This window comes from Sphingobium baderi, from assembly GCF_001456115.1.
Lineage (GTDB): Bacteria > Pseudomonadota > Alphaproteobacteria > Sphingomonadales > Sphingomonadaceae > Sphingobium > Sphingobium baderi_A.
The window spans coordinates 217,581-237,552 of sequence record NZ_CP013264.1; the positions used below are offsets into that span (position 1 = coordinate 217,581).

26 protein-coding genes and 4 pseudogenes are annotated in these 19,972 nt (G+C 62.3%); 13 read left to right on the plus strand and 17 right to left on the minus strand.

Annotation, left to right across the window (positions count from 1 at the left end):
* Positions 1 to 8 precede the first annotated feature (8 nt).
* A pseudogene (locus ATN00_RS01095) lies at positions 9 to 643 on the plus strand (transposase); the annotation flags it as partial.
* 342 nt (positions 644 to 985) lie between these two features.
* On the opposite strand, the gene ATN00_RS01100 reads toward ATN00_RS01095, so the two are convergent.
* Positions 986 to 1,546 (minus strand): recombinase family protein, encoded by a 561-nt coding sequence (locus ATN00_RS01100; RefSeq protein ID WP_062061052.1) that lies wholly within the window; start codon positions 1,544 to 1,546, stop codon positions 986 to 988.
* Between the two features lie 390 nt (positions 1,547 to 1,936).
* On the opposite strand from ATN00_RS01100, the gene ATN00_RS01105 reads away from it, so the two are divergent.
* The 3 genes and pseudogenes from ATN00_RS01105 to ATN00_RS23270 all read left to right on the plus strand — a co-directional run.
* Complete coding sequence (locus ATN00_RS01105; protein WP_062061055.1) at positions 1,937 to 2,215, plus strand: CopG family ribbon-helix-helix protein; 279 nt, start codon at positions 1,937 to 1,939, stop codon at positions 2,213 to 2,215.
* Positions 2,203 to 2,496 carry a type II toxin-antitoxin system RelE/ParE family toxin gene (locus ATN00_RS01110; RefSeq protein ID WP_059153568.1) on the plus strand — a complete coding sequence of 98 codons (294 nt, stop codon included), beginning with the start codon at positions 2,203 to 2,205 and terminating at the stop codon, positions 2,494 to 2,496. Before ATN00_RS01105 ends, ATN00_RS01110 begins: the two co-directional genes overlap by 13 nt.
* Before the next feature lie 18 nt (positions 2,497 to 2,514).
* A pseudogene (locus tag ATN00_RS23270) lies at positions 2,515 to 2,610 on the plus strand (histidine phosphatase family protein); the annotation flags it as partial.
* Positions 2,611 to 2,624: 14 nt separating this feature from the next.
* Here ATN00_RS23270 and ATN00_RS22680 read toward each other — a convergent pair.
* Together ATN00_RS22680 and ATN00_RS01125 are read right to left on the minus strand one after the other, a co-directional pair.
* Positions 2,625 to 2,906 carry a WGR domain-containing protein gene (locus ATN00_RS22680; protein WP_082635049.1) on the minus strand — a complete coding sequence of 94 codons (282 nt, stop codon included), beginning with the start codon at positions 2,904 to 2,906 and terminating at the stop codon, positions 2,625 to 2,627.
* Positions 2,907 to 3,342: 436 nt separating this feature from the next.
* The gene (locus tag ATN00_RS01125; protein ID WP_062061067.1) at positions 3,343 to 4,716 is read right to left on the minus strand and encodes a DUF7986 domain-containing protein; all 1,374 of its coding nucleotides are present in this window, start codon (positions 4,714 to 4,716) and stop codon (positions 3,343 to 3,345) included.
* On the opposite strand from ATN00_RS01125, the pseudogene tnpB reads away from it, so the two are divergent.
* A pseudogene (gene tnpB / locus ATN00_RS24425) lies at positions 4,693 to 4,950 on the plus strand (IS66 family insertion sequence element accessory protein TnpB); the annotation flags it as partial. The gene ATN00_RS01125 and the pseudogene tnpB overlap by 24 nt on opposite strands.
* Here the strand turns inward: tnpB and ATN00_RS23860 are convergent.
* From ATN00_RS23860 to ATN00_RS01170, 9 genes and pseudogenes are all read right to left on the minus strand, one after another.
* Positions 4,909 to 5,181, minus strand: a pseudogene (locus ATN00_RS23860) (hypothetical protein); the annotation flags it as partial. The pseudogenes tnpB and ATN00_RS23860 overlap by 42 nt on opposite strands.
* 15 nt (positions 5,182 to 5,196) lie before the next feature.
* On the minus strand, positions 5,197 to 6,159 hold the full coding sequence (locus ATN00_RS01135; protein WP_059153565.1) for a tyrosine-type recombinase/integrase: 963 nt from the start codon (positions 6,157 to 6,159) through the stop codon (positions 5,197 to 5,199).
* Complete coding sequence (locus ATN00_RS01140; RefSeq protein ID WP_030092871.1) at positions 6,156 to 6,527, minus strand: hypothetical protein; 372 nt, start codon at positions 6,525 to 6,527, stop codon at positions 6,156 to 6,158. The genes ATN00_RS01135 and ATN00_RS01140 overlap by 4 nt, the downstream gene beginning before the upstream one ends.
* 33 nt (positions 6,528 to 6,560) lie before the next feature.
* Complete coding sequence (locus ATN00_RS01145) at positions 6,561 to 6,926, minus strand: DUF7673 family protein (RefSeq protein ID WP_030092870.1); 366 nt, start codon at positions 6,924 to 6,926, stop codon at positions 6,561 to 6,563.
* Entirely contained in the window at positions 6,923 to 7,255 is a 333-nt protein-coding gene (locus ATN00_RS01150; protein ID WP_030092869.1) for a hypothetical protein, read from the minus strand. Before ATN00_RS01150 ends, ATN00_RS01145 begins: the two co-directional genes overlap by 4 nt.
* Before the next feature lie 30 nt (positions 7,256 to 7,285).
* Complete coding sequence (locus tag ATN00_RS01155) at positions 7,286 to 7,516, minus strand: BrnA antitoxin family protein (protein WP_030092868.1); 231 nt, start codon at positions 7,514 to 7,516, stop codon at positions 7,286 to 7,288.
* Positions 7,517 to 7,575: 59 nt separating this feature from the next.
* Positions 7,576 to 7,776 (minus strand): BrnT family toxin, encoded by a 201-nt coding sequence (locus ATN00_RS22695; protein ID WP_231746350.1) that lies wholly within the window; start codon positions 7,774 to 7,776, stop codon positions 7,576 to 7,578.
* A 139-nt stretch (positions 7,777 to 7,915) separates the two neighbouring features.
* On the minus strand, positions 7,916 to 8,485 hold the full coding sequence (locus ATN00_RS01165) for a PIN domain-containing protein (protein WP_062061072.1): 570 nt from the start codon (positions 8,483 to 8,485) through the stop codon (positions 7,916 to 7,918).
* Positions 8,482 to 8,946, minus strand: coding sequence for a helix-turn-helix domain-containing protein (locus ATN00_RS01170; RefSeq protein ID WP_030092865.1), 465 nt, complete (start codon positions 8,944 to 8,946; stop codon positions 8,482 to 8,484). The genes ATN00_RS01165 and ATN00_RS01170 overlap by 4 nt, the downstream gene beginning before the upstream one ends.
* Positions 8,947 to 9,140: 194 nt before the next feature.
* Between ATN00_RS01170 and ATN00_RS01175 the strand changes: the two genes are divergently transcribed.
* The 3 genes from ATN00_RS01175 to ATN00_RS01185 are packed head-to-tail and all read left to right on the plus strand — an operon-like array spanning position 9,141 to position 10,026.
* Entirely contained in the window at positions 9,141 to 9,449 is a 309-nt protein-coding gene (locus tag ATN00_RS01175; RefSeq protein WP_062061074.1) for a BrnT family toxin, read from the plus strand.
* Positions 9,430 to 9,762 carry a BrnA antitoxin family protein gene (locus ATN00_RS01180; protein WP_062061077.1) on the plus strand — a complete coding sequence of 111 codons (333 nt, stop codon included), beginning with the start codon at positions 9,430 to 9,432 and terminating at the stop codon, positions 9,760 to 9,762. The genes ATN00_RS01175 and ATN00_RS01180 overlap by 20 nt, the downstream gene beginning before the upstream one ends.
* Before the next feature lie 3 nt (positions 9,763 to 9,765).
* Positions 9,766 to 10,026 carry a DUF2442 domain-containing protein gene (locus ATN00_RS01185; RefSeq protein ID WP_231746351.1) on the plus strand — a complete coding sequence of 87 codons (261 nt, stop codon included), beginning with the start codon at positions 9,766 to 9,768 and terminating at the stop codon, positions 10,024 to 10,026.
* Between the two features lie 25 nt (positions 10,027 to 10,051).
* Here ATN00_RS01185 and ATN00_RS01190 read toward each other — a convergent pair whose 3' ends face one another.
* The 4 genes from ATN00_RS01190 to traA all read right to left on the minus strand — a co-directional run bounded on the left by ATN00_RS01190 (position 10,052) and on the right by traA (position 14,675).
* Positions 10,052 to 10,771: a DUF6118 family protein gene (locus ATN00_RS01190; RefSeq protein ID WP_062061080.1), complete on the minus strand. Its 720-nt coding sequence runs from the start codon at positions 10,769 to 10,771 to the stop codon at positions 10,052 to 10,054.
* Entirely contained in the window at positions 10,768 to 11,202 is a 435-nt protein-coding gene (locus ATN00_RS01195) for a putative toxin-antitoxin system toxin component, PIN family (RefSeq protein ID WP_062061082.1), read from the minus strand. Before ATN00_RS01195 ends, ATN00_RS01190 begins: the two co-directional genes overlap by 4 nt.
* A 3-nt stretch (positions 11,203 to 11,205) precedes the next feature.
* Positions 11,206 to 11,451 (minus strand): ribbon-helix-helix domain-containing protein, encoded by a 246-nt coding sequence (locus ATN00_RS01200; protein ID WP_197413644.1) that lies wholly within the window; start codon positions 11,449 to 11,451, stop codon positions 11,206 to 11,208.
* 62 nt (positions 11,452 to 11,513) lie between these two features.
* Entirely contained in the window at positions 11,514 to 14,675 is a 3,162-nt protein-coding gene (gene traA, locus ATN00_RS01205) for a Ti-type conjugative transfer relaxase TraA (protein ID WP_062061085.1), read from the minus strand.
* A 173-nt stretch (positions 14,676 to 14,848) separates the two neighbouring features.
* Between traA and ATN00_RS01210 the strand changes: the two genes are divergently transcribed.
* The 5 genes from ATN00_RS01210 (at position 14,849) to ATN00_RS01230 (ending at position 17,891) form a co-directional block, all read left to right on the plus strand.
* Positions 14,849 to 15,097 (plus strand): conjugal transfer protein TraD, encoded by a 249-nt coding sequence (locus ATN00_RS01210; protein WP_062061088.1) that lies wholly within the window; start codon positions 14,849 to 14,851, stop codon positions 15,095 to 15,097.
* A gap of 94 nt (positions 15,098 to 15,191) precedes the next feature.
* Positions 15,192 to 15,422 carry a conjugal transfer protein TraD gene (locus ATN00_RS01215; protein ID WP_062068250.1) on the plus strand — a complete coding sequence of 77 codons (231 nt, stop codon included), beginning with the start codon at positions 15,192 to 15,194 and terminating at the stop codon, positions 15,420 to 15,422.
* Positions 15,415 to 15,969 (plus strand): AAA family ATPase, encoded by a 555-nt coding sequence (locus tag ATN00_RS01220; protein ID WP_062061091.1) that lies wholly within the window; start codon positions 15,415 to 15,417, stop codon positions 15,967 to 15,969. The genes ATN00_RS01215 and ATN00_RS01220 overlap by 8 nt, the downstream gene beginning before the upstream one ends.
* Positions 15,962 to 16,225 carry a hypothetical protein gene (locus ATN00_RS01225; RefSeq protein ID WP_062061094.1) on the plus strand — a complete coding sequence of 88 codons (264 nt, stop codon included), beginning with the start codon at positions 15,962 to 15,964 and terminating at the stop codon, positions 16,223 to 16,225. Before ATN00_RS01220 ends, ATN00_RS01225 begins: the two co-directional genes overlap by 8 nt.
* A gap of 1 nt (position 16,226) precedes the next feature.
* Entirely contained in the window at positions 16,227 to 17,891 is a 1,665-nt protein-coding gene (locus ATN00_RS01230) for a type IV secretory system conjugative DNA transfer family protein (RefSeq protein ID WP_062061097.1), read from the plus strand.
* A 1,100-nt stretch (positions 17,892 to 18,991) separates the two neighbouring features.
* Here ATN00_RS01230 and ATN00_RS01235 read toward each other — a convergent pair.
* Positions 18,992 to 19,960, minus strand: a complete 969-nt coding sequence (locus ATN00_RS01235; RefSeq protein ID WP_225870698.1) for a recombinase family protein — start codon at positions 19,958 to 19,960, stop codon at positions 18,992 to 18,994.
* Positions 19,961 to 19,972 lie beyond the last annotated feature (12 nt).

The window sequence follows — 19,972 nt, forward strand, 5'->3', positions numbered from 1 at the left end:
CCCGCAAACGCCCCCCAACAGCCGAAGAGGAGGACCGTCGGCGGATCGGACGAGAACGCAAGGCGCTGGTCAAGGAACGCACTCTGCACACGAACCGTATCAAGGGCCTGCTCTTCAGTGTCGGCATTCGGGGTTATGAGCCGAACCGACGCGATCTCCGTGAACGCCTTGAGGATCTGCGAATGGGCGATGGCAAGCCGCTGCCTATGCATCTCAAGGGGCAGCTCAGTCGCGAGATCGATCGCCTTGAACTGCTCGCCACCCTCAAAGGCATAGGCCCGGAGTTCGCCAGCGTCCTCGCCGGCGAAGCGCTGTTCCGACATTTCGACAACCGGCGCCAGATCGCCGCCGACGCGGGGCTTGCGCCCTCACCATGGCGCAGCGGTTCGATCGATCGCGAGCAGGGCGTCTCGAAGTCCGGCAATCCGCGCTTGCGCACGACGATGGTTCAGGCCGCATGGCTGTGGCTCCGCTACCAGCCGGGCTCGGCTCTGTCGCGCTGGTTCCAGGAACGCATCAGCCGCAACGGCGGACGCGGCAAAAAGGTCGCCATCATCGCGCTGGCACGCAAGCTGCTCGTGGCTTCTGGAAATACGCGATGAGCGGCGTCGTAATTGAGGGCGCTGTCATGGCCAACGCGTGATACAAATCGACCCTATCCCCAGGGCTTGATCAGCCCTGACGGATCCAGGTGAACGGACCGGCACAAACCATGGCCTAAACAGCCGCCCTCAAGAATGGTCTCGTTCTCCTGAGCCAAGCCCCGAACGCGGGATTATGGTGCGGCCGCGCCGAGCGGCGACCGGATATGAGGTGGTACAGGCGAGGCGTGCCTTGCTGGTACTCGTGAAAATGACTCAGCTGGATACCGTCGACTGCAGAAAGAACCGAAAAATGCCAAGACAATTCCTCATTGACCTCAAACTCATCATATGAGGTTTGTGCGCCAAACAACGATTTGACGGACATAATGAGAACATAGATGTCACGCGGCCGCGCGGAGATACTGGTATAGGGTTTCACGGCTGATTCCCAGATCGCGGGCGATGACGGCCTTGCGCTCGCCGGCGGCGACACGGCGATGCAACTCGGCCAGCTTTTCATCGGACAGGGACCGTTTCCGTCCACGATAAGCGCCGCGTTGCCTGGCGACCGCAATGCCTTCGCGCTGCCGCTCCCGGATCAGGGCGCGCTCGAACTCGGCGAAAGCACCCATGACGGAGAGCATCAGATTGGCCATCGGGGAATCCTCGCCCGAGAAGGCCAGGCTCTCCTTCACGAACTCGATCCGGATGCCCCTTTTGGTGAGGGACTGAACCAGCTTTCGCAGGTCATCGAGATTACGCGCCAGTCGATCCATGCTGTGGACCACGACGGTATCGCCCTCGCGGGCGAAGGTGAGCATGGCATCGAGCTGGGGCCGGTTAACGTCCTTGCCCGAAGCCTTGTCGGTGAAAGTCCGGTCGAGCGACTGCCCTTCCAATTGGCGATCGACATTTTGATCGAATGTGCTCACTCGGACGTAACCGATCCTCTGGCCTTGCATTGCCGCCTCCGGTCAATTTGTCAGGTTGAAATCTATGACACCGCGCAACAGGCGTCAACAAATTCGTTCACCAACTCTAATCTGACAGAATAGTAACCGCCGCCCTGACGTCCGGTTAGGCTATACCCTATATTGACATAAACGAGCCTGAAGGCACTGGCCGCCTTCAATGCCCAAAACCGCTCAAAGGCTCATCGTCAATGATGTGCCGCTTGGCTCGGATATGACTGACCGCTCTCGCTTGCCAGTGGATCGTCACCTTGAGCGAGTCCGCTTGCGAGTTTGGGAAGCGCGAGCGACTAGGGGCGCAGTAACGGCAGAGGATGGACGGCTGAGTGCAGGCAGCATATAGTAGTGCTGGGTAACACCTTTCATTATGGAGGTAGGACGATGGCAACGGCAACATCTATTAAGCTGGACGATGCCCTGAAAGAGCGTGTGCAGCACCTGGCCAACGCGCGCCGGCGCAGCTCGCATTGGATTATGCGCGAAGCTATCGCGCAGTATGTCGAGCGCGAGGAAAAGCGCGAGGCATTCAAACAGGACGCCATTCGGGCATGGGAAAACTATCAGCAGACGGGCTTGCATGTGACGCTTGAGGAAGCCGATGTCTGGTTGGCGAAGCTCGAAGCGGGTGAGGATGCGGAGCCGCCTAAGTGCCACGTCTGATCTGGACGGCCGAAGCACTGGCCGATGTTGACCGGCTCCATCGCTGGTTGAAGACCAAAGACGCCGACGCAGCGAGACGCGCGGTCGCCGCGATCCGGGGAGGGGTTCGGATTCTGGCGGCAACCCCGCACATCGGCCGACCAACTGAAGATATGGAGTCCGAGTATCGGGAAAAGCTGATCGACTTTGGAAACAGCGGCTATGTTGTCCTGTATCACTTCGATGGTGAGACGGTGGCGCTGTTGGCCGTGCGCCACCAAAGGGAGGCGGGTTATCAATAGTCGGCTAAGGGACGCGCTATGAGGGCGATATTCATCCGCCACAGTGAGGCCACCGGCAACGCCGGCATGCCCTGCCACGATCTCGCAACGATCGAACTGACGGAGCGAGGCAATTGAAGAGTTTCTCGTTACGCTCCGCTCCTCTCTACCGGCCGATAGGCAATCCCGATCCGCCTTTCGGCCGTACCACGTCTCCGGAGAATCGCGGCGATATGACGATCAGCTGCGGCACGATCGGCAAAGGCGTGACACTGGGTTTGGCCGGCTGCGCCGATCCGCCCCCAACGGGTTTCGACAATGATCATGCCGAACAGATCAAAACTCGCGCTAATGCTATAACGCCGGCGAATGTTGCGCGTCGGGTCAAGCGCCACCAACTCGATCGGATCAGGGGGGATTGCGCCTTTCATGGCGCAAAGCCTACAAAATCGACCCCGTAAAGTCCGATGACTTTTTTGAATCAGTTGCCGGTCATTGATTCACAAAAGTCTATAGAGTGTCACGATACGCTCGGTCTGCGATGCTTGTTGCCTTCCTTGGTTCAATCCACACCATGCCCATGCGCCACAAGGCTTCCACCATTATCGCCTTGATGCTCGCGATCGGCGATCGGCACGGCACCGTTCTTGTTCAACCCGTCCCGACAGACGATTCCCGTGCGGTGGCGCGCGCGGGCGGTGCGCCCTCTGCCTTGGCAAGGGGCACGGTCGCCCTGAAGTGCAGTCAACGCTGAGCGTTTGCCGGCTTCACCTCAATCGTGCAGCGCACCGCCTTCTTGAGGGCATAGCGTGGAAGGTACGCCAGACAACGCTAAGCGAGAACATATCAAGAATGGCGTGATTGCCGTTACCGCCGGAGGTCGCTGAGCCCCAGCTCTGCCCACATCCATGTGAAGTCATAGGTGCCCATCGGATCGGCAGCGTCGGATTTTGCCGCGCCGTTTTCAATATATTTGAGCCAGTCGGCCACTTTCGTCCGTCCGGCCTTTGTGCGGGCTAGAGCACGCGGAGTCTTGTGGCCGAGGGCAGGAGCCGGCTCATCGAGCGTTTTCGTATATTCACGGGTCAGCATGTCGTGAACGATGCGCTCCATTTCGTGTGGCGGTATATCCAGCGTCTCGTCCTGCGGGGCGCGTGCTGCATCATCGGCCATGATCTGGGCCAGTGTCCGAATTTCAGTCATGGGAGCACTGACGGAATCACCGAGCCATTCGCGCATCTGTATAATCGCTTGTTCCGCACGGGCGGCGCTGTTCACCTCGACGATCAGCTTGCGGCCTGTCAGTTCCACATTGGCGAAAACCGGCGTGCCGTCTTCCATCGTTGTGACGAAGGCCTGCTTGCCTTTGCTTGATTGGGACTTCCCGCCCTTTTTGACTGGAGCCAGCCAGTTCCAGAAACTGTCGCTGGCAGGCTCAAGCCAGGGGGCTGCGTCCAGCCTTCTGGCCACGCTCTTGCCGATCACGCCCTTTGCCAGAGGGAAAATGATTCGGTGGAATACGAGATCATCGCCGTCCGCGTTGATCATATCCGGAGTGCTGCCGGGCATCGCCTTGCCCAGGCAATCGAGCAGCCACATATTCGTGAACATCGGTCCCGATGCCCGCAGGAGAGCGTCCCGGTCGAGGGGGGGCAATCCGGCAGTGTCCTGAACATCGTCGGAAAGTCGGGAAAATGCGTCGATTACGCGTGCGGCACCTTCAGCACTGAACGGCAGCAGCGCTCCGGAAATGCCGTGGCGACCGTTCACGTCAACAATCCTTGCGGCGATCTTGTCCCAGTTGACGAGGGTCTGGGTTGCACCGTGTTCCCGCACCGTCACCGGGGCAACGTCGCGCAGCAGATCGCGCAAGGTCATCGACTGGCCGGGCAGAACCTCGCTCACCTCATAGAGCGACATGACCGTATCGCGCAGTGCGCGCATATAGGCCTTGTTCGGCGCCTTTTCGTTCCAGCCCCGCCGCTTGAGATAGTCATCGACCAGATTGCCACCGTCCGGTTCCAGTTCCTGCGTGAGCAGATCTTCAAAGGCGCAGCCCCATAGCGACCCTTGCCAGTGATCGCCGATGATTTCGAATATGGCGTCGGGCTCCAGTCCCGTTGCCTCGCACGCCGGTTCCAGATGTGCGGACAGCATTTCGGCCATCGCTTCATCCCAGGGCTCACGATCCACATATTTCATCAGGCCCGAAAGATCATGGGCAGATTTTGGTCTGGACATTCAGACAGGCCTTTCCACGCCGAGGCGGCGCATTTCTCTATAGATGGTCGATCAGCCGATGCCGAGCTGCTTTGCCGCCTCTGTTGGCGAGATGCTTGCCTCGACCAGCTTGATTCATTCTCGGGGGCGGTTTTCCTGTTCTGCGGGAAAAGGGGCGACAGGTTGAAGGCCCTAGTCTGGGACGGGTCTGGGCTATGCGTGTATGCGAAGCGTCTCGAGCGCAGAAAGTTCATGTGGCCCCGTGCTCATGAGGTCGCGCTCCGCCTGTCGGCAGCCCAGATGACGATGCTCACCATAGCCGATGAAAGACTGCCCAAAGAGATAAAAATCGGGTCCCCCGCCCAACAATCGTGGCAGCGGATAGAACAGATCGGCGTTCAAGCTCCCCTTTCCGCTGTTGAAATTGAAGCGGGAGAAGGTCGAGAGGCGCAGCCCGTCATCCTTGCCGACTTCCAGGAAAAACCCTCGAATTTCGAGACGCTAGATCAGCACGCGCTCCACTTCGTCCAGCGTCACGTCATCGGGCCGGCGATCGTAGAGCTGAGTGGTGCGCGTCGAGCTATGGTTCGCCATCGTCGCGGCCGTCTCCAAGGTGCCACCGTTCTTCAAATAGGTGGTGATCCCGGTCGCGCGGAAACTGTGATTGCCGATCGCCGTGCCGATCCCGGCCGCCGCCGCGCGCCGGCGCACCATCGCGAACGCATTGGGCTGGGGCAGGGGGGTATCGCTTAGTCGCTTGGTCTTGCGTCCGATCGTGCGGAACAACGGCCCCTTGCGATCGTCGCTCAGCGCGCAGCCGTCGAGATATTCGGCCAGGTAATGCTCAAGATTGTGGTGGCAGGGCATCTCATGGCGCTTGCCGCCCTTTTCGTGCAGCCGGACCCATAGGCGGCGGTTCTGCACGAACACGTCCTCCACCCGCATCGCCAGCGCCGCGCCGACCCGCGCGAACGAATAGACCATCAACCCGATCAGCGCCCGATCGCGCAGGCCGGCATGGGTGGTCACGTCGATCCTGTCGAGCAACGCCCGCGCCTCGTCGGGGGCCAGCACCGGCGTCTTGCCGCGCCGCTGGCTATGCGCCGGCCCACGCACCGACGCGGCGGGGTTCACTGGCACGACATGGCCCGTCACCAGCCAATCGAACAGATGCTTCACGCCGGCGAGTTGCTGCTTGACGCTGGGCGCGGCCAGCTCGCGCCCCAGCGCCTCGATCCAGGCCGCGACGTGGAGCGGCTGCACGCCGGCAAGGGAGGCGACGCCGCGCGCCTCACACCAGGCCAGGAAGTCGCCCGCCGCGCGCGCATAGGCGCGGCGTGTGTGCGGGTTGCGGATGGTGACGGCAAAGAACTCAAGGAAGCGCAGCCGCGTTGCGTCGTCGGCCGCCGCAATCAGTGCCGGCAGCGCCAGCGTGGGCGAGGGCAGGAGGGCGAGCTGGTTCATCGTGCAATCTTCTCCCAGCGCGCCGGTTCGGGACACGGCTGCGCCAGCTCCCGGCGCAGCTCGTCAAACACCTCGTCGGCGGGGCGGACCGATTCCAGTTCGGCCGCCGATGCGTCCAGCACCCGGCCTAGCAGCTCGTCGCGTAGGTCGCGGTACGGCTCCAATTCACGAAAGTTCTGGACGATCGCGAACACCGCCTCGGATGGATCAACGAACATGCCGCGCTCGACCCGCTCCAACAGCCAATCGGCCTGATCGCCGGTCAGATACGCCTCGAAGCGTAGCCCGCCCGCACGGGCCTGCTCGCGCAGCGCCTTGGCCTGGTCGCGCTCGGCGTAGTTGTCAGCGAAAGCCTCGTCGTCGTCCATATCGCTTCCTTCGGCGGTGGATCTCGGGATCGTTTAAACGGCCTCGCCTGGGTCGCCGCGATAGCGCACCCAAAGGCCGCCCATCGCGTCGCGGTAGCCCCATGCGTCGGCGTAGGTCGTCGGCTCCTGCGCCAGCCAGGCCATGATCGTCAGCATATCCTCGGCAATGACGGCATCGAGGTTGCACAGGTGCAGGATCGGGAAATGGCCGCACTCGTCGCCGTTCCACCAGGCCAGGAGGAAATCGGCCACCTTGCGCGATGCGCCGGTCTCGGCCGCGCGCGTGGCGGGCAGAGCGACGGGCAGCAAACGGCCGATTGCCGCGCCGACTTCATCGAAGCTGACGGCGCGAATGACAGGCCGGCGCTGCGGGGGTGCCGTGTGGGCGATCCCGCTCATGCGCGCGCGCTCCCCTCGCGGCGCGGTCGTCCACCCCGGACATGCGCGCCAGGATCAATGATCGTCTCGGCATGGCGGCTGAGATTTTCGACCGCGCCGGCCATGCCGAATATCTCGACCCGCCCGCCCTTGTTGTAGATGCGCCCCGCTATGGTGCCGTGGAGGATGGCGCGTGCCTTCGGCTCGATCGTCAAGTCGCCCATGATCGTGCCGTGCAGGATGAACCGCACGCCGCCCTGCAGGGTCGCGTTGCCGGTGATGGTGCCATAGAGCGCCATGTCCTCGCCAATCGCGAACGGACCCTCAATGCTGTCGTGAACCGCGCGCATTATGAAGCCGCCTAAGATCAGTCAGACGAATCAAAGCTGCCCCGTTGCAACGAGTTGACCCAGCAGGGCATTGACACGGGTCTGCCATCCGGGGCCGCTGCCGCGCAGATGCTCCACCGTCTTTGCATCCAGTCGGATTTTCACCTCCACCTTCGGCGCTTCCGACTTCGGCCGCCCGCGCCGGGAAGGCTTCATCCCGGCCATGAACGCCGCATCCATCGGCGGATTGTCATCGTGAACCTTCGGATCAAACTTGGCCATGATAGAACCTCACTTCGTGCTTCTCTGCTGGGCGTAGGCTGATGGCGCGCACCGCATCGTTATGAGAGCCTTCGGTGAAAAAGCACATGCAGGCGATCACCGATCAGGCCCATGCCGACGAAACGAACCTCTCCATAATCGAAGCGATCATCTTCGCGCTCAAACGCCGTATCCCAATCGAAATCTTCCGCAGCTCGCAAGGATACGCCGTGCTTGGCGATATTGGCTTCATCCTTGGCCGGGTCGAACTCGATTTCCATAGCAAATAGCGTACACCCATTAAATCGAGGAAGCAATGATTTTCGGGTGCACAAAAATTATGTTGAGTGCCACGCTATTTGGCCACATGATGCCATGATAAATGGCCAAGATGGGTGGTTGCCGGCAGCTCCGGGCCTTTCAGAGAAGGTTTGAAAATGGCGCCAACTCGGCGACGGTGCCGACCAGGCTTTGCCGGGTCAGGATCGCGAGATATTCCTCGACCGTATAGGGCGGCGCGGTAAGACGGGCGCGCACCTTTGCAACGGCGCTGCAAAAGACGCCGGGTGCGAGGTGTAAATGGCTGGTCAGAAATTCGTCGGGATGCTGCGCCTCGATGCCATAGGACGCGAGGGACGAAGCGGGAAAATGCTTGAGGTTCTGCGTCACGATCACGTCGCAGCGCCCGACGATCGCGGCGGCCAGCACATGCCGGTCGCCGCGATCGGGCAAATCAAGAGATGGAATCAGCGTGTCATAGCCCGTCACAAGGGCGTCGCGCATCGCCCTGTCCATGCGGTCGCGCGTGCGTTCCAGCGCGGCTCGGTCGCGGTGCGGTTCGTTGCGTAACAGCGCCTCGATCCACTCGCGATGAATGTCCGCGCTCCATTTGGCCTTGAACAGATCGGTAACGGCAATCTGCATCAGCAGATCGCGCATGGGGGCGGGATAGAGGACGTTAGCGTCCAGCAGCGCCGTATAATGGCTCATGCGTGACGATAGCCCATGTCCTGTTCCTGGGCCTCTCGGGCCAGTTCATCCAGCACGGTTTCCCGGTCGCGGTCGTCACGGGCCTTATAGGCCATCAAATCTTCCATGCGGATACGGCGGTGCGTGCCGACCTTGCGATGCGGGATCACGCCGGTATCGAGCAGGTTGATGAGGAAAGTGCGCGAGACATTGAGCATGTCGGCCGCCTGCACGGTGGTCAGCTCCGCATCCTCGGGAATGATCGTCACACCGCGACCGGCGGCCATCGCGTCGAGAATATCCATGAGCAGCGACACCGCGCCGGCGGGCAGCTCTATGGGCTTCTCCTGTTCGGCGTCGCGCACGCGCAAGGTCAGCGGGCGTTTCTGGCGGGCATAGCCGGCAAGCACCTGGCCCGACAGGCGCGCTATGGCGGCATCCTGCGGTGTCGGCGGCATCTGGCGATGGGCGAGCATGTTCATGGTGGACTCCTTCTCCCTTGAAGTAGGGCATAAACGCCGCAAACGCAATAAATGACATAAGTGACAATATCTAGCCGCCAAGATTCATGGCCTGTTCTATGTGTGATAAAGGACATTATCATACATAGGACGGCATGTGAATCCGGGGCAGGAAGCGCCTTGTATAACGACAAAACTATAATTATATTTCCGTCATGTCGTCCGTTCGCTTTTCGTGGAACCCGCTCAAAGCGGAAGCCAATCTGAAAAAGCACGGCGTCAGTTTCGAGACAGCGGCCCGCGCCTTCGCGGACCCTTTCGCACTCAGTGAGCAAGATCGGATCGAAGGCGGCGAGCAGCGATGGCAGACCTTGGGCCTGGTGGAAGGACATTTGCTCCTGCTGATGGCCCACACCGTCGCCGAGGATGACGATGACGGCGAATATGTGGAGGTCATTCATATCATTTCGGCCCGAAAAGCCGATCGGAAGGAAAGGCGACGTTATGAAGAAGAAAGACGCTGATACCGTGCGCTTCCAGCTCGATCCGGCGGACCTGCCCCCGCTGACCGACGCGCAGAAGGCCGAACTAGACGCCTTGCAGGCGCTGCCGGATAGCGAAATCGACTATAGCGACGTGCCGGCGCTATCGGACGATTTCTGGAAGGGTGCCGAGCGCGGCCGCTTCTACAAGCCGATCAAGCAACAGGTCACGGCGCGGCTCGATGCTGATGTGCTGGCGTGGCTCAAATCGCAAGGCAAGGGCTACCAAGCCCGCATGAACGCTATCCTGCGGCGCGAAATGCTGGCGACCGTGGAGCGGCGCAAAAGCGCCTGACATATGAACATCACCGACAAGGCCCGCACCATCGCCGCCGTGCGCGCGATCAGGCCGGCATCGCTGCATCTGTCGTGGTCGGACGGGACGGCGGCCGATCTCGATCTCGGCGCGATCTTCACCGATCGCGCCTTTGCGGCGCTGCGCTATGCGGGCGAGTTCGCCAAGGTCGAAGTCGGCGATTGGGGGCATAGCCTGGTCTGGCCTTCGGGAGTCGAGCTGGGCGCGGATATGCTGTGGCTCGAAACGCTGTCGGCGACATAGCAGAAAAGACATGGGGTCTTGGCGGTCACTGTCCCTGCGCCTTGACCTCGATCGTGCAGCGCACCGGCTTTTCTGCCTTTTCCGCCTGCTCTCGGCATTTCTGCACCGTCTCGCGATTGGCGTCCGACAGCGGCGAGGCCGCGACGATCAGCCGCCAGCTATCGGGCGCAGCGCTCTGCATCAACCGCTGCCCCGCCTCCCACGGCCCGCGCTCATTGAGAACGCGGGTCGCGATGCGCTCGGGCCAGCGCCAGCTATCCGGCGTCGCGCGCGCCAGCGGGCCGGCAAGGAAAGCGTAGAGCAACAGCCCCGCCACCACACCGCCCGCACCAACGATATACAGCCAGCGGTTTTGCTCGTCGCCCCGGCGCGCGGATGCGAGCCGGTTGCCGATCTCACGGGCGGCCTGGTCCAGCCCCCCGCGCGCCTCGGCGACAAGCCGCGCGTCCTCGCGGCGCGCGGCCGTAGCCGCCGTCGCGATCTGGCTCGCCATGGAATCCGGCGTCATCGACAGCAGCGGACTTTTGGCGATGGGGTCGATCCGCTGGGCGAGCGCCACCAATATCTTTTCGGTGCGCTCCAGCGTCGGCCCATAGTCGGGTATCTCGATATTCTCGCGCGCGGCGGTCAGCCCCTCGATCGCGGCGCGCAGCAACGCTACCTCGCCATGCACCGATGCCAACCGATCCTCGACCCGCGCGAACGCCCGCGCCGGATCGTCGGCGTCTTCATCCTGATCGCTCATGCGCCCTCATCCCTGGGCAACTGCCCGAACATCGCCAGAAAGTCCCGGACGGCGATGATCCGCGCGCCCTCGTAACGGACCATCGACAGCAAATCGCGCTTGTCGCCGGTCACAAGATGATCGGCGCTGCCGGCGACGATCATCGCCAACAGGAAATTGTCGTAAGGATCAGCGCAGGCCATCACGCGCGGAAGGTCCGTCACCATCACGGCCACGTCGCGCAGCTCGTTGACAAGCCGCCCCGCCAGCGCCGGCAAAAGCCGCTCGCGGATTTTGGGATAGCGCGTCACCCGCGCCAGCTCGTCCAGTTGCTCCTGGGAGGTCAGCAGCGCGAACCGCCCTTCCCGCCAGAGCGTGACGATCTGCGCGGGGGGCGATCGGCCCGACAGCAGCGCGCTTATGAGGACATTGGTATCGACGACGACACGCACGGGTCAGCCTGCGGGCTGACGCGCGGCGGTCACCGCCTCTCCTATCAGCGCGTCCAGCTCGTCGGGCGCCATATCTTCAAACTTGCCCCGCGCCTCGGCGATGGTCTGATCGAGCACACGCCATTTTACCGCTTCCTCGATGAAGCGGGAAAGATCGCCTTTCTTCATGCCGCGCTGGGCCAGGAAGCTACGCACTGCAATGTCGGTATTCTTCGATACCGAAACGGTCCAGCGGGTCATATCATTCATGGGTTCGACTCTCTGTTTAAACGCATAGCACCTTAGCGTGATAGGCGCTTATCCGCAAAGCATCAGCGACCAAGGCCACGATCACGGCCAATCCCTAAATCCTGCGTCAACTCGCGGCCCAAATCGCCCCGGCCTATGTCGCGGCTACGCTCCATGCCCATTTCAAGCCCCAGCTCGCGGGTGCGGTCGCGCAGGATCGATTCCACCTGGGGATCGCGCTCAAGGCTTTTCGCCATGCCCGCCATTTCCTTGCCCGCCTTCTCGCGGCCCGTCATGTCGCCGGCGCGATACAGCGCGTCCCGCTGGGCGCTGAGGCCCTGCCAGCGTTCCACGAACCGATCGGCGCGCAAGTTCGGATCGGCCCGCACGCGCGCCTCCTGCGCCATCGCCTCGACCATCGGGCCGCTGCGCCCCGCCGCCGCCTCGCGCAGCAAGCCGGGATCGCGCCGCATCACCGATGCCATATCGTGCGAGGCCCCCGCCCTGATCTGGTCCAGCGCCTGCGTCGCGCGCTCGAGCGCGACCTTCTGATGTTCCAGCACTGGCCCGCCCGATGCGCGCGCCTGCAACACCGCCTCGGCCGAACGCGAAGCCCGCTCGACCGCGCGCCGGAAATCGCGATCCTGGCGCTGCTCGGCACGCGCGGGGGTTTCCTTCGCCGGCGCCGGCGTGCGCGGCGACAATTTCAGCCCGTCGAACATGCCCCGCTTGGGAGCCGCCTTCTCCTTCGCGGCGTCCTTCGTATCCGGCGCGGGTTCGGCCGCCTTCGCCGGCTCGGCTGACAGCTTCAACCCATCGAACATACCGCGCCGCGGCCGCCCTTCGCCCGCGGCCTTTGCCTCGCCAGCGCCGCGGCCCTCGCCGATCTCGCGCGTGCGTGGATCTTCGCCCATCTGGCGCATGGTGCCGGCACGCACCCCGAGAAGCTCCACGCCCTTGCGCTCGGGCGCATCCGCAACGCGGATCTCGCCCGACACGCCTCGCCGGTCGGCGAAAGCACGAATCTCCGCATCGCGGTCGCGACTATCGGACGCGCGATCATAATCCGACGCCATATCCTTCGGTCGCTCGCGCGATAGCGTGCGGATAAGCTGGCGCTCGTCGGCGAAGTCGTCGCGGCCATAATGAAGATGGACGCTCTCCCGGTGCCGGGACATGCCGACATAGGTTGAGTAGCGGTCCATCCCCGGCGTCACCAGCGCATGATCCTGATCGACCGTCACGCCCTGCGCTTTATGGAATGTCGCCGCATAGCCATGATCGACATGGGCATAGTCTTTGAGGTCGAACGCGACGCTGCGGCCATTTTCGAGACTGACCACCATGCTGTCGGGCGACACGCGCTCGACCTTGCCCAGCGTGCCGTTCTTCACCCCCAGCCCGCGATCGTTCTTGAAGAACATGATGTGGTCGCCGGTCGCGAACGCGCGCTCGCCCCGCTCGGCCGACACATGCACGTCCTGGCCCAGCTCGCCATTGGCGCGCAGCCGCTCGCGCGCTTCCTCGTTAAGCTCCCGGACCTCGGCATTGGTGTGGGTGAGGATGATCCGGCTCTTCTCGGGTTCGGCGAGGCGGGCGTGATCCCAGCCCTCGATCAGTTCGGCCCGTGCCTGCTCGCGTGTCTCGGCCGCGTGGACCATGCCATGCTCGGCATAGGCACGGATCGCCTCGTCGGTCCTGCCGGTGGCCAGCGCGCGGGTCGCCTCCTTCTGCCAGTCCTCATGCTGCCGGCGTATCTCGGTGATCTCAGCCCAACCGTGGCGCTCGGTCACGGCCCGGAACGCCGCCCCGGCCTCGATCGCCTGCAACTGCTCGGGGTCGCCGACAAGGACGACCTTGGCCCCTGCCTGTTCGGCATGGGACAGCACGCGCTCCATCTGGCGCGTGCCGATCATGCCCGCCTCGTCTATGACAAGCACGTCGCGCGGGCCTAGCAGCTCGCGGCCCTGTCCCCATTGATATTCCATGCTCGCGATCGTGCGCGAGGCGATGCCCGAACCGCCCTCAAGCCCCTCGGCCGCAATCCCCGACAAGGCCGCACCGCGCACCTGATAGCCGCCGCTCTCCCACGCCTCGCGCGCCACCCCCAGCATCGCGCTCTTGCCGGTGCCGGCATAGCCGACGATCGACGCCAGGCCCTTGTCGCCGGTGATATGCTCCAACGCTCCGCGCTGCTCGGCCGACAGGTCCAGCCCCCTCCCCTCGGCCGACGCCAGCGCGCGGCTCACATGGGCGTCGCCGACGCCATGCCCCCGGTCGATCGCCAGCCCTTCGGCGGCGCGTTCCAACCGCTGCTCGGTGTCGATCATGTCGCGCGAGGTAAAGCGGTCCTCGCCCTTCCCGTCCTTGCCCAGCGCCACCAGTTCGGGCGAGGTCCGCACCGCGCTCATCACCTGGTCGAACTGGTCCTTGCCGTCGCTGTGCCGGAACGCGAACTGCGCGAGGTCGCGGCGCGTGAACGTCGCCTGTTGCCGGGTGATCGCGTCCAGCGCGATCTCGGGCCGCGCAATGATCTTCTCGCCATTCTCGCGCGCGATCCGGGCATGGTCCTCGACCCGCTCGGCCTCAAGCCCCTGTCCAGGCATGCGCGACGCCGCTGGGCCGATCTTGTGCTGCGGCTCAAGGTCGATGCCCTGCGCCTCCAGGCTGCGATGGTCGATCCGCGCGTCAATATCCAGCGCAGCAAGCCGCTCGTTGACATGATCGGCCCATGCCTCGCGCCACTCCTTCAGCAGCGCGCGGTCATTCCAGTCGCGGTTCTTGTTCCCGAACCCGTCTGGGCCGACATCGCGCATCGACAGCATGACATGGGCATGGGGTTTCGGTTGCCCATCTTTCCCCATGTCCCAATGCACATTGAGGTCGGCCACCATGCCGCGTTCGACAAACTGCTTTTCGACAAAATCACGGGCGAGCTGGATGCCCTGTTGCTGGTTCATCTCGCGGGGAATCGAGAACTCGACCTCGCGCGCCAGTTGCGCGTCGCCCCGCTTCTCCTTCGCCTCGACCTCGTTCCATAAGGTCGCGCGATCGTTTAAACGCTCCGGTGCACCCTCGGGCAGCATGATCTCCGAATGGACGACGCCGGCCTTATTCGAGAAATCATGGTTCCGCCCAAGACGGTCATCGTGCAGCCGTTCCGCCGCGCGATAGGCCGCGCTCGCAACGGCACTCGATCCGTTGACGCGGCTGATGACCTTGGCCGAGAAATGGTAGATTGCCATGACGGATGATATCTTCTCTTTCTTCGTGCACAACCGCAAGGTTGTATAAGCGCGCACTCACACTCTCTGCCGTTCGTCTGATTGACTTTGCCGCATTTTTTGTTTGCCACAGTTCTTCGCAACTACGATCGTGCTACGCTGCGGCTCTCAGCCTCGAGCGCGACGGAGAGAATATGCGTAAGGTCCGTGACTATGACGCCGAACTGAAGGCGCTGGGCGACAAGGCCCGCGCTCTCAAGGTGAAGAAGGTGCAGCAGCTAGGCGAACTCGTCACGTCGACCGGTGCCGACGTGCTCGATCTCGATACGCTCGCCGGTGCGTTGCTTGCTGCCGTGGAATCCGCGGATGCGGAAGAAAGGGAGGCTTGGCGCGCGAAAGGCTCCACCTTCTTTCAGCGACGTGGGAAAAAGGCTCGCGGCTGATGTCGCGGAGACCGGTAAGGCGATGGTGCGCACGCATCATGCTATCCGCCGTGTCGAGGCAAGCCATCGTCGGACCGACACAAGGGAATGGATCATGGCCCGACGCGAGCGCACCCGCCATCTCATAGAACTAGGCGGCCTCATCCAGAAAGCCGGCCTGGTCGAGCTGGCCGATGATGATCGTGCCACCCTCTACGGGGCACTGCTCGATCTTGCCGCGAAGGCGCGTGAAGATGGCAACGCGCTCGCGCTGTGGAAGCGGCGCGGCAAACGCGCGTTCGACGCAGACGCGGAGGGTAACAGAGAGCAATTCGGCCATGGCTGAGCGGCCCGATTTTCATATCATTACCGGCGGCCCCGGTTCGGGCAAAACCACGCTGATCGATGCATTGGCTGCGTGGGGCTTCCACCATATGCCCGAAGCCGGTCGCGCCATTATTCGCGATCAGGTCGCCATCGGCGGCACCGCCCTCCCCTGGGCCGATCGCGGGGCCTTCGCTGAACTGATGCTGGGCTGGGAGCTACGATCCTGGCATGAGGCGCATAACAGAAAAGGCCCGGTGATCTTTGATCGCGGCGTTCCTGATGTGTCGGGCTATCTGCACCTATGCGGGTTGCCCGTTCCTGCTCATGTCGCACGCGCCGCCGATCTGTTTCGCTACCAGCGCCGGGTGTTCATCGCTCCGCCCTGGCGCAAGATTTTCGGACAGAACGCGGAATGGAAGCAGGACTTTTTGGAAGCGCAGGCGACATATGAGGCGATGGTCACGGTCTATGCCGACCTTGGCTATGAGCTTGTGTCCCTGCCTCTCGTTCCGGTCGCTGAAAGAGTGCGCTTCGTGCGCGCAAGAATGTGGAGGATCAATGACTGACCGCGTTCCCCGTTCATGGCAGCTCCTGATGGTCGGGTCAGGCGTGCATCGGATCTCGCCCGACCTTTGCGACCGGCTTGTCCGCCTGCTTGATCTCTCGCCGCAAACCCGACTCATCGAAATCGAGACCGATCAGGGTGGTGTCAGCGTTTCACGCGACTGGCCCAGCGACAGGATGGAGGAGGTTTCAGCAATAGAAGCTGAAATCGAATCCTCTCCCGGCATCATCCGCATGACCATGTTCCAGGCGGCCTGACATGGAATGGCTCCGCCAGCTTGGCCGCGCAATCCGCAACCTCGCCCGCATATCACGTCAGAATCCTATATGGGCGATCACGGCCTTCACGCTCAGTCCCATAAGGTTGATCCGTCATCTGCTCGGCGTGCTGTTCCTGTTCCTCGCGACAGCCATCGTGCTCGGCCTGGGCATGCAGTTCATCTTTCGCACGCTGATCGGCCTGGCCCACGATTCCAACCTCTACCAGACCATCATGATGCTGACGGGCCTGGTCGTCATTCTCATCACGCTGCGCGCGCTGTTCCAACCCCTCATCCTTGCTTATGGCGGCCCCGACGACACCCACGGCTCGGCCCGCTTCGCCACGGATCGCGAGACGCGCCCCCTCGCCCAAAATGGCGACGGCCTGATAATTGGCCGCGACCGCAAATCGGGCAAGCTGCTGCGCTATGCCGGCCCCGCCCATTTGCTGACGATTGCGCCGACGCGCACCGGCAAGGGCGTGGGCACGATCATTCCTAACCTGCTCGACTATCCGGGGCCAGTCGTCTGCATCGACCCCAAGGGCGAGAACGCCCGCATCACCGCGCGCCAGCGTGGGACATTCGGCCCGGTCCATGTCCTCGATCCCTTCGGGGTGACGGGGCTTCCCTCGGCCGCGTTCAATCCGCTCGACCGGATCGACCCGGACAGCCTTGATCTCGCGGACGACTGCATGACGCTGGCCGATGCGCTGGTCTATGACGCCCCCGGCGAAGCCGGAGAGGCGCACTGGAACGAGGAAGCCAAGGCGCTGATCGCCGGCATCATCCTGTCGATTGTCACCAGCGAGCCGCCAGCGACGCGCACCCTTGGTACGCTCCGCGACCGGCTGACCCTTGCACCTGCCATTTTCCCGACCATGCTGGAGGCCATGCAGGCCCAGGGCGGTCTCGCCGCGCGCGCCGCCAACCGTCACCTCGGCAAGTCCGATCGCGAAGCCGCCGGCGTGCTGTCGGCCGCGCAGCGCCATACCCATTTCCTCGACAGCCCGCGCATGACGGCCGTGCTGGGACAGTCCGATTTCGCGTTCGCCGATGTGAAGGCGTCACCTGCCACCGTCTATTTGGTGCTGCCGCCCGATCGGCTCGCCACCTATGCTCGCTGGCTGCGCCTGATGCTCGCGCAGGGGCTGGCCGATCTGACACGCGCCCCGGCCTCCCCTAGCCGCTCTGTCTTGTTCCTGCTCGATGAGTTCGCGGCGCTGGGTCGCCTCGAACCCGTCGAGCGCGCTATGAGCTTGATGGCCGGCTACGGCATCCAGCTCTGGCCGATCTTGCAGGACGTTCACCAACTGCGCGCGCTCTACGAGCGCCGCGCCGGCACCTTCTTGTCGAACGCCGGCGTGTTGCAGGTGTTCGGCGTCAACGATCATGATAGCGCAAAACTGGTCTCCGATCTGCTCGGGCAGGAGACGGTAGTGTTCGAGACGATGAGCCGTGCGCTCGATGCGGAAGAAACCGGCATCTCCTTCGGCACCCAGCATGTCGCGCGCCTCCTGCTCACCCCCGATGAGGTCCGCGCCATGCCGGCGAACCTCGAACTGCTGTTCCTCGCGGGGCAACGGCCGATCATCGCCACCAAGCTCGCTTACTACGCCGATCGCGAGTTCGCAGGGAATTTCGATCCGGTAAAGCGTGTTTAAACGGGCCAAATGCATACAAAATAATATCGTTTGTATATCTAACCGATGGCGTTTCGCTATATAGAAATGCGCGCACAATCAACGGAAGGTGTTAAAAATCGTGCTGTGGCGGTCTAAAGGTGAGTTTTGGGGTATGGCCTCACCGTTAGCGATCGACGCGGCGGTGGATGATACCCCGAAGGTCGGAAATCTAGCTTCTAAAAAATAGGCTGCTAGGAAGCCCGTAGAGTGCGTTTGCTATCTCAACCTCATTCCCTTTGCCCCCAAGCCTGGAGTGCGCCTTAGCGGCTCGAAAATAGCCCATGTCGCGACGTTTCCGCCTTCCCTGCCCTTTCCGATTGATTACCACCCTATCCGCCTGGCTTTTCTGGAAAGCCAATTACAACGGTGAAACTGAGCGTGGTGTTGGAAGGCTGGGTGCTGCGGCGCGATCAACCCTTGTTCATTATTAAAAGCGTGCCGGCGTAGCCGGCTCATTATGGGGATGCCGGGTGGGGATCGCGTAGCGATCTGGGGGCGGCCGAAGGCCGCGAGCCGGCGGGGCGGAGCCCCAAGAGGCGGCGCTTTTCTTCTTTTGATGAGGGTTCGACGATCGTGGAGTTATCCACAGGCAAGGCTACCCGAAAACTCACCGTTTGTGTTCTGATTCAAAGATTCTTCTAGATTCAAGATTCAGGGGGTCTGAAACCCGCAGAAAACCAACAAAAACTGCCTTGAAAAGTGAGTGTTAGGGTCGAGTCGCGTGAGTTTTAGGGTAACCTTCGGTGAGTTTTGGGGTCGGTAAAAGTGAGTTTTGGGGTCGAGTCCGGTGAGTGTTGGGGTAGCCACATTTTCATCGGTGAGTTTTGGGGTAGCCCTGCCTGTGATCGAACGGCGAGCTTTAATAATTGCCTAGCTCACCGTAGCTGATAAAGTGAGAGCATGAATCGTACAAGCTCACCTGTAAAAAGCGGAAAGGCAAAAGTTGCCCGGGGCGAGGATACCGCCCTCACTCTCGCGCAAAAGGGACGCGGCAATCCCTTCGATCCCGCCAATTAGGCCCAGTCGGCCCGAAGCTGCGATTTTGGCCATGTTGAAGAACAAAGATTGAACATGGCGATCTACCAGGCTCGCTCTTGTCCTCCAATCTCGTAAACATCGGTCTCGATCGAGCACCTGTAGCTCTCTGCGATGTTGAACATCTCTGTCTGGAGAGATGCGATCTCATCATCGAGGCTGACGCCATCGGCACCCTGATCATAGGCGACGGTCAGCGTGTAATCGCAGTTCCCGGTCTTTTGCATCTGGTAATCCCGCTCCAGCATCGCCTCAATGCGCTCGCGAGCGGGCTTTCTGCCACGACCATGCTTGTTGAAGTTCTCGATGGTCAGATGCAGGGCGATGGTGACAGAAGGCGGCTTTTCCGGCAGCCCGATCCTTGAAGGAATGACGTCAAGCGCCCGATAGACGGTCATTCTTGAGATCTTGAGGTCGCGCGCGACGCTGGCCTTGCTCGCGCCGGCGGTGATCCGGCGTCGGATTTCATCGTCATCGATGTTTTTCTTCCGGCCTTTGTAGACGCCTTCGGCGCGCGCCGCCTCGATCCCGGCGCGCTGCCGGTCCTTGATGAACGTCAGTTCCATGTCCGCGACCATGCCCAGAATGGTGATCACCATCCGCCCCATGCTTCCGGCCGTCGTCACCTCCGGCTCAAGCACCCGCAATGAGGCTCCCTTCTGGTCGAGTTCATGAACCAGATTGAGAACATCGCGTGTGGAGCGACCGAGCCGATCGAGACGCAGGACGACGAGTTCGTCATCGGCGCGCAGGAACTGCATGATCGTCTCAAGCTCCGTGCGTCCAGTGCGCGATGCGCCCGAGCCTGTTTCGGAGCGGAGGATTTCACAGCCCGCTGCCTTCAACCGGGCAACCTGGATGTCGAGATCCTGGTCGATGGTGCTGACGCGGGCGTAGCCGACGCGGGTCATGGGCAAATCCGTCACATTAGGGTGGCTTTGCCCTCGTACAGTAACATTGGTGACGGAACCACCCTTTTGTGACATGTCGTATATGTCACTTCCGATCGTCACGTTCGGGTGCAC

Coding starts and splice junctions, on each gene's coding strand:
- ATN00_RS01100 (WP_062061052.1), bottom strand. CDS start 1,546: ATGCAAGGCCAGAGGATCGGTTACGTCCGAGTGAGCACATTCGATCAA.
- ATN00_RS01105 (WP_062061055.1), top strand. CDS start 1,937: ATGGCAACGGCAACATCTATTAAGCTGGACGATGCCCTGAAAGAGCGT.
- ATN00_RS22680 (WP_082635049.1), bottom strand. CDS start 2,906: ATGAAAGGCGCAATCCCCCCTGATCCGATCGAGTTGGTGGCGCTTGAC.
- ATN00_RS01125 (WP_062061067.1), bottom strand. CDS start 4,716: ATGTCCAGACCAAAATCTGCCCATGATCTTTCGGGCCTGATGAAATAT.
- ATN00_RS01135 (WP_059153565.1), bottom strand. CDS start 6,159: ATGAACCAGCTCGCCCTCCTGCCCTCGCCCACGCTGGCGCTGCCGGCA.
- ATN00_RS01140 (WP_030092871.1), bottom strand. CDS start 6,527: ATGGACGACGACGAGGCTTTCGCTGACAACTACGCCGAGCGCGACCAG.
- ATN00_RS01145 (WP_030092870.1), bottom strand. CDS start 6,926: ATGAGCGGGATCGCCCACACGGCACCCCCGCAGCGCCGGCCTGTCATT.
- ATN00_RS01150 (WP_030092869.1), bottom strand. CDS start 7,255: ATGCGCGCGGTTCACGACAGCATTGAGGGTCCGTTCGCGATTGGCGAG.
- ATN00_RS01155 (WP_030092868.1), bottom strand. CDS start 7,516: ATGGCCAAGTTTGATCCGAAGGTTCACGATGACAATCCGCCGATGGAT.
- ATN00_RS22695 (WP_231746350.1), bottom strand. CDS start 7,776: ATGGAAATCGAGTTCGACCCGGCCAAGGATGAAGCCAATATCGCCAAG.
- ATN00_RS01165 (WP_062061072.1), bottom strand. CDS start 8,485: ATGAGCCATTATACGGCGCTGCTGGACGCTAACGTCCTCTATCCCGCC.
- ATN00_RS01170 (WP_030092865.1), bottom strand. CDS start 8,946: ATGAACATGCTCGCCCATCGCCAGATGCCGCCGACACCGCAGGATGCC.
- ATN00_RS01175 (WP_062061074.1), top strand. CDS start 9,141: ATGTCGTCCGTTCGCTTTTCGTGGAACCCGCTCAAAGCGGAAGCCAAT.
- ATN00_RS01180 (WP_062061077.1), top strand. CDS start 9,430: ATGAAGAAGAAAGACGCTGATACCGTGCGCTTCCAGCTCGATCCGGCG.
- ATN00_RS01185 (WP_231746351.1), top strand. CDS start 9,766: ATGAACATCACCGACAAGGCCCGCACCATCGCCGCCGTGCGCGCGATC.
- ATN00_RS01190 (WP_062061080.1), bottom strand. CDS start 10,771: ATGAGCGATCAGGATGAAGACGCCGACGATCCGGCGCGGGCGTTCGCG.
- ATN00_RS01200 (WP_197413644.1), bottom strand. CDS start 11,451: ATGAATGATATGACCCGCTGGACCGTTTCGGTATCGAAGAATACCGAC.
- traA (WP_062061085.1), bottom strand. CDS start 14,675: ATGGCAATCTACCATTTCTCGGCCAAGGTCATCAGCCGCGTCAACGGA.
- ATN00_RS01210 (WP_062061088.1), top strand. CDS start 14,849: ATGCGTAAGGTCCGTGACTATGACGCCGAACTGAAGGCGCTGGGCGAC.
- ATN00_RS01215 (WP_062068250.1), top strand. CDS start 15,192: ATGGCCCGACGCGAGCGCACCCGCCATCTCATAGAACTAGGCGGCCTC.
- ATN00_RS01220 (WP_062061091.1), top strand. CDS start 15,415: ATGGCTGAGCGGCCCGATTTTCATATCATTACCGGCGGCCCCGGTTCG.
- ATN00_RS01225 (WP_062061094.1), top strand. CDS start 15,962: ATGACTGACCGCGTTCCCCGTTCATGGCAGCTCCTGATGGTCGGGTCA.
- ATN00_RS01230 (WP_062061097.1), top strand. CDS start 16,227: ATGGAATGGCTCCGCCAGCTTGGCCGCGCAATCCGCAACCTCGCCCGC.